The sequence below is a fragment of the Pseudoalteromonas sp. Z1A6 genome (assembly GCF_011378745.1).
In the GTDB taxonomy this organism is placed as follows: Bacteria; Pseudomonadota; Gammaproteobacteria; order Enterobacterales; family Alteromonadaceae; genus Pseudoalteromonas; species Pseudoalteromonas arctica.
Window position 1 is genome coordinate 1 of sequence record NZ_WTKW01000332.1, and the last position, 4580, is coordinate 4580.

The 4580-nt window shown below is 36.6% G+C and carries 6 protein-coding genes; 2 read left to right on the plus strand and 4 right to left on the minus strand.

Annotation, left to right across the window (positions count from 1 at the left end; translation table 11 throughout):
- Nucleotides 1-84 precede the first annotated feature (84 nt).
- Together GQR46_RS16495 and GQR46_RS16500 are read right to left on the minus strand one after the other, a co-directional pair.
- Nucleotides 85-243, minus strand: coding sequence for a YqaE/Pmp3 family membrane protein (locus tag GQR46_RS16495; protein WP_002957822.1), 159 nt, complete (start codon nucleotides 241-243; stop codon nucleotides 85-87).
- A gap of 72 nt (nucleotides 244-315) precedes the next feature.
- Nucleotides 316-882: a BON domain-containing protein gene (locus tag GQR46_RS16500; RefSeq protein WP_007586486.1), complete on the minus strand. Its 567-nt coding sequence runs from the start codon at nucleotides 880-882 to the stop codon at nucleotides 316-318.
- Nucleotides 883-1210: 328 nt separating this feature from the next.
- Between GQR46_RS16500 and GQR46_RS16505 the strand changes: the two genes are divergently transcribed.
- On the plus strand, nucleotides 1211-1879 hold the full coding sequence (locus tag GQR46_RS16505) for a LiaF domain-containing protein (protein ID WP_165741551.1): 669 nt from the start codon (nucleotides 1211-1213) through the stop codon (nucleotides 1877-1879).
- Between the two features lie 38 nt (nucleotides 1880-1917).
- Here GQR46_RS16505 and GQR46_RS16510 read toward each other — a convergent pair whose 3' ends face one another.
- The gene (locus GQR46_RS16510; RefSeq protein WP_165741552.1) at nucleotides 1918-2334 is read right to left on the minus strand and encodes a VOC family protein; all 417 of its coding nucleotides are present in this window, start codon (nucleotides 2332-2334) and stop codon (nucleotides 1918-1920) included.
- A 276-nt stretch (nucleotides 2335-2610) separates the two neighbouring features.
- On the opposite strand from GQR46_RS16510, the gene suhB reads away from it, so the two are divergent.
- Nucleotides 2611-3414 (plus strand): inositol-1-monophosphatase, encoded by an 804-nt coding sequence (gene suhB, locus GQR46_RS16515; protein WP_002957826.1) that lies wholly within the window; start codon nucleotides 2611-2613, stop codon nucleotides 3412-3414.
- A 53-nt stretch (nucleotides 3415-3467) separates the two neighbouring features.
- Here the strand turns inward: suhB and GQR46_RS16520 are convergent, their stop codons facing one another.
- The gene (locus GQR46_RS16520) at nucleotides 3468-4277 is read right to left on the minus strand and encodes a transporter substrate-binding domain-containing protein (RefSeq protein WP_165741554.1); all 810 of its coding nucleotides are present in this window, start codon (nucleotides 4275-4277) and stop codon (nucleotides 3468-3470) included.
- Nucleotides 4278-4580: the final 303 nt, after the last annotated feature.

Consider the following 4580-nt stretch of genomic DNA (forward strand, 5'->3'; position numbering starts at 1 on the left):
AAATTAATATTGTGAGCCGAACAGTACTGGGGCACTTTTATCATTAGGCCTCAGTAGTCGGCTTACACAATATATAATCTGTCATTATTTTTTCGCAATAATGTAGATTGCATGTATTAACCCTGGGAAATAACCTAGCAGTGTTAATAAAATATTTAACCAAAAGTGCATACCTAAGCCAACTTGCAAAAATACACCTAATGGCGGTAATAAAACTGAAAGTATTATACGAATAATATCCATGACTAAACTCCATTTAAATTAAGCATTAAAAAGGCGTAAAGCCCAGTGTTAGTGGGCCTTAACTATACTGTACTATTCAGCAACAATAGCTAGTTTATCAACTACGTCACGAACATCTTCAGCATTTTTAGCAATTTTAACTGCTAGTTGTTTTTCAGCTTCAGACTCTACTGAACCGTTCAGAGTTACAATACCGTTGTCGGTATCAACATCAATGTCTGTACCACCTACTTCTGAGTCAAACAGGAAGCGAGTTGTGATTACAGTGGTGATTTTAGCGTCCGTTAGGTCGTTATCATCATCGTCCATCATGTCATTGCTTTTATCTTTGGTATCCATGCTTTTAACAACAGTAAGGCTGTTATCAACATCAGATACACCATCTAGGCTAAGTACAAGTTCTTCTGCTAGCTCTTTATCAAGCTCGCTATTAACTTTACCTGTAAGTACTACTTTGCCATTTTTTACATCAGTGTTAATGTCAAAGTTGTTTAGATTAGTGTTCATAAGTAGAACTGTTTCTGCCTTACCATCAATCCAAGCATCTTTACTTTCGTTTTCCCAGCTGTTTGCTTGGGCACCCATAGCCGTAGTACCAAGAACTAGAGCTGCGATAATAGACTTGTTAAATGTTTTCATAATCTTTCTCCTTTTGATTAAAGACACTTTAACTAATGCGAGCTTTGGGCCAACTTTATTTATACTTAAATTTCAATAGGTTGAGTTTACTTTGGAGTGAGGCATTATCTATAGTTGTGTAACTATTTACAGGCTACTCGGTAAAAATTTCTCAAATAGTGAAAATAGCTAGATAATTGCATTTTTGGTTAATCTATCGTTAATATAACAAAATAAAAAACATCATTATAAATTAACCTACTGATAATTAGGGTGATTATATTTGGTGCGTGCTTTGCATACAAACATCAAGAGCAGTATCAATAGTAAATACAATAAGGAATGCCCCATGTCTGTAAAAGTTGAAGACCGCCCAATAGAGCAAGTACGCGAACAAGTAATTGACCAATTAATTTATAATTACAGTCATGGGGTTATTTCTGTTGATGCATTTGAGAGACGACTCGATAGCGCGATGGATGCACCTAATAACGACGCTCTTTTAGCCTTAGTAGAAGACTTAACACTTAATACCGATCAGCAATATAAAGCAGAAAAACAATCGCAATTTAAACCACATTATAGTGCACAGCAAAACAGTGATGATGATTTTACATTACGCAGTATTTTAGGCTCTAACGAACGAAGCGGTCAGTGGGTTGTCCCAAAAAATATATATTTAAGTAACTTTATGGGATCGGTGGTACTTGATTTTACTGATGCCATTTTTGCGCATCAAAATGTAACTATTCACGTTAACTGTATTTTTGGTAGCGATGAGATTTACGTACCAGAGCATGTAAATGTAGTGTCTAAAATGTTTTGTATTTTAAGTAGCCTTGAAAATAAATCGGTATCACTTAACAAACGCCAAGGTCCTACTATTCATATTGAAGGAAAGGCAGTTATGGGATCGGTTGAAGTAAAAATAAAGCGCACAATTAAAGAAAAATTTATGAACTTTGCAAATGAGCTAAAAACCCAGTTTGGCACGGGTAATAATAACCGCTCACTATAATTGAGTAGCAGCACTTTAGCGTGCTGCTTAGTATTTTATTATAAATCGTTATTTCGCTCGCTTGGTATATCACTTAAATACTCTACAAACTCAACTTCAAACCCTGCAGGATCAATAAAGTAGACATTCTTTCTGAAAGGATTCTCGCTACCTTGCTTGCTTACTGTAAAACCCACTTTATTTAAGCGCATTACTACTGCGCTTAAATTATTAGTTACATAAGCAAAGTGTGCAAAACCAATTTGATGGCCCGATAAGTTTCTGTTTTCACCCTCACCATGACTGCTTATCGCAATGTAATGCGTGTCATCTCCAAAGTGTACCCAGCGTCTTGGTTTTCCATGCCAATCGCCTCTGCCCTCACTTCTGACTGACCAATGCGGAAATACAGCTTGGTAAAATTTAAGCATACTATTTATATCACTCGCGACTAAGTTTACGTGCTCTAAATACATAATGTTGTCCTATCAATTAAGTTAGGGGCACGATAAAACCTCAAGCTAACTTTAGGTAAAGCGTTATTTAAAATTAATTCAATTTAATTAACACACAAAGGAACATAGTGACTTATTAATTGCTCATTATTATTTTTTAAAAATATAGACACTTTTCAATCTTGTATAAAAAACAAACATAAGTATTTGGGGTTTATTGTTTACTTTATGTCAAAAGTCGCTAAAATACGCCGGCTGAAATATATAAACGTTCTTTTACAACCCAAAGGTAATACCATGCATCCAATGTTAAACATTGCGGTTCGCGCTGCGCGCAACGCAGGCAAAATTTTACTTCGCGCAAGTGAAGATTTATCAAAAGTTGAAGTGCAACAAAAAGGCGCTAACGACTTAGTAACTAACATTGATAAAGAAGCCGAAGCCGTAATTCGTGACACTATTTTACAGTCTTACCCTACTCACTCTATTGTTGGTGAAGAATTAGGTGAGCATAAAGGCAAGGATGATGATTACCAATGGATTGTAGATCCTATCGATGGAACAACTAACTTCATCAAAGGTATCCCTCATTACGCGGTTTCTATCGCACTTAAAGTTAAAGGTCGTTTAGACCAAGCTGTTATTTATGATCCAATTCGTGGTGAGCTTTTCACTGCATCTCGCGGTCAAGGCACTCAGTTAAACAGCAAACGTCTACGTGTTAGCAAAACTACGGTTCTTGCAGGCACTGTACTTGCTACTGGTTTCCCTTTCAAAAACAAAAACCACATGGATGCATACACTGAAGCGTTTAAAGCATTGTTTGTACACACTGCAGACATTCGCCGTGCAGGTTGTTCTGCTTTAGATATGGCATACGTTGCAGCTGGTCGTGTTGATGGATTTTTTGAAATTGGTTTAAAACCTTGGAACTCTGCTGCAGGCGAACTTATGGTTAAAGAAGCGGGCGGTATGGTTGTAGATTTCGCTGGTGGTAATAACTATAACCACAGCGGCAATATTATCTGTGGTTCACCAAAATTGACTCAAGCAATTATTCGTGAAATTCGTCCAGTATTAACTGAGTCGTTACTTCGCTAATTTGATGCTATTAATAGCATGCTAAAAAGGAGCTCAGGCTCCTTTTTTTGTGCCTAAAAATAAGGGTTATCGAGCTTAATCTCTATCGTTTTGCCTTTTGCATAAGGTAGTGTATTTAAATCCTTTGCGAAGTATTCATTAAATAATGCGTCAAATTCACCGCTTTCCTGCATCACTATTAATCCCTCTTCAACAGCCTTTGCTAATTCAGGTTTACTCTTAGTCACAAAGTAATAAATACCGGTTGGATAACTTATGTATAAATTAGGCACGATTACTAAATTACTTTGTTTGTTTTCAACAAGCTCAGAGTTAACCTCAATAAACGAACGAGGAAAGTAATCTATTCGTCCACGGCTCGTTAAAGTGAACATGGCTTGGTAGTTAGTAAGCGGTCTTACATGTAATCCGTTATAGGACATTATTCTTGTATCTGGCCAGTTGTGCCCTTGTACAGCCGAAAACGTAGCTAGCTGCTCAATATTTTTTACCTTTTTAAAGCGCGCCAAGTTTTGCTTATTAGTTAATAAAGCTCGCTTACCTATATAGCCTTTAAATAGTGGTATTTTTATCGCCAAAGCAAGCGCCTCTCGCTCTGGACTGCTCATACTCCAATACATATCTAATTCGTTATCATCTAGGTTTATTAACTTACGCTTTTGCAGTTCTGATATGGGGGTCATTCGGATAACACCGGAGTAGTTAACACTTTCAAGTGCACGTACTAATAACTCATTGAGGTATTCTTCTCGTGCGTTTTGGGTATCTTGCTTTTGAGCAACATTAATTATTTGCTCTTGCGCCATAAGTGAAAAACTTACAAACAAACTAAATACACTGATAGAAACTTTTATTGGTAACATAATAATTACCTGCTTTGTTTAAATTACCTATTATTGGCTGAAAGGCTAAACACTTCTAAAGCATCCCTTGAGCACATAAATAAATAGATAACTAGAGCGATAACACTTGGCTTATTTTAGCCTCAGTGGCCGGTGACTTAACCTATGGCGATTTATATATTATTGCAAAAAGGTCCTACCGATTCACACTACAAAGTTAGCACTGTTTTCGTAAGCTTGCACTGTTACATCCGCTAATGAAAACTTAGACGCCTGAACAATTAATAAATTGCAGGTATAAAAAAACCGCTCATAGGAGCGGTT

Bases quoted from the DNA above. Each gene is read 5' to 3' on its own strand.
- GQR46_RS16510 (WP_165741552.1), bottom strand. From the start codon at position 2,334: ATGTATTTAGAGCACGTAAACTTAGTCGCGAGTGATATAAATAGTATG.
- GQR46_RS16520 (WP_165741554.1), bottom strand. From the start codon at position 4,277: ATGTTACCAATAAAAGTTTCTATCAGTGTATTTAGTTTGTTTGTAAGT.
- GQR46_RS16505 (WP_165741551.1), top strand. From the start codon at position 1,211: ATGTCTGTAAAAGTTGAAGACCGCCCAATAGAGCAAGTACGCGAACAA.
- GQR46_RS16495 (WP_002957822.1), bottom strand. From the start codon at position 243: ATGGATATTATTCGTATAATACTTTCAGTTTTATTACCGCCATTAGGT.
- suhB (WP_002957826.1), top strand. From the start codon at position 2,611: ATGCATCCAATGTTAAACATTGCGGTTCGCGCTGCGCGCAACGCAGGC.
- GQR46_RS16500 (WP_007586486.1), bottom strand. From the start codon at position 882: ATGAAAACATTTAACAAGTCTATTATCGCAGCTCTAGTTCTTGGTACT.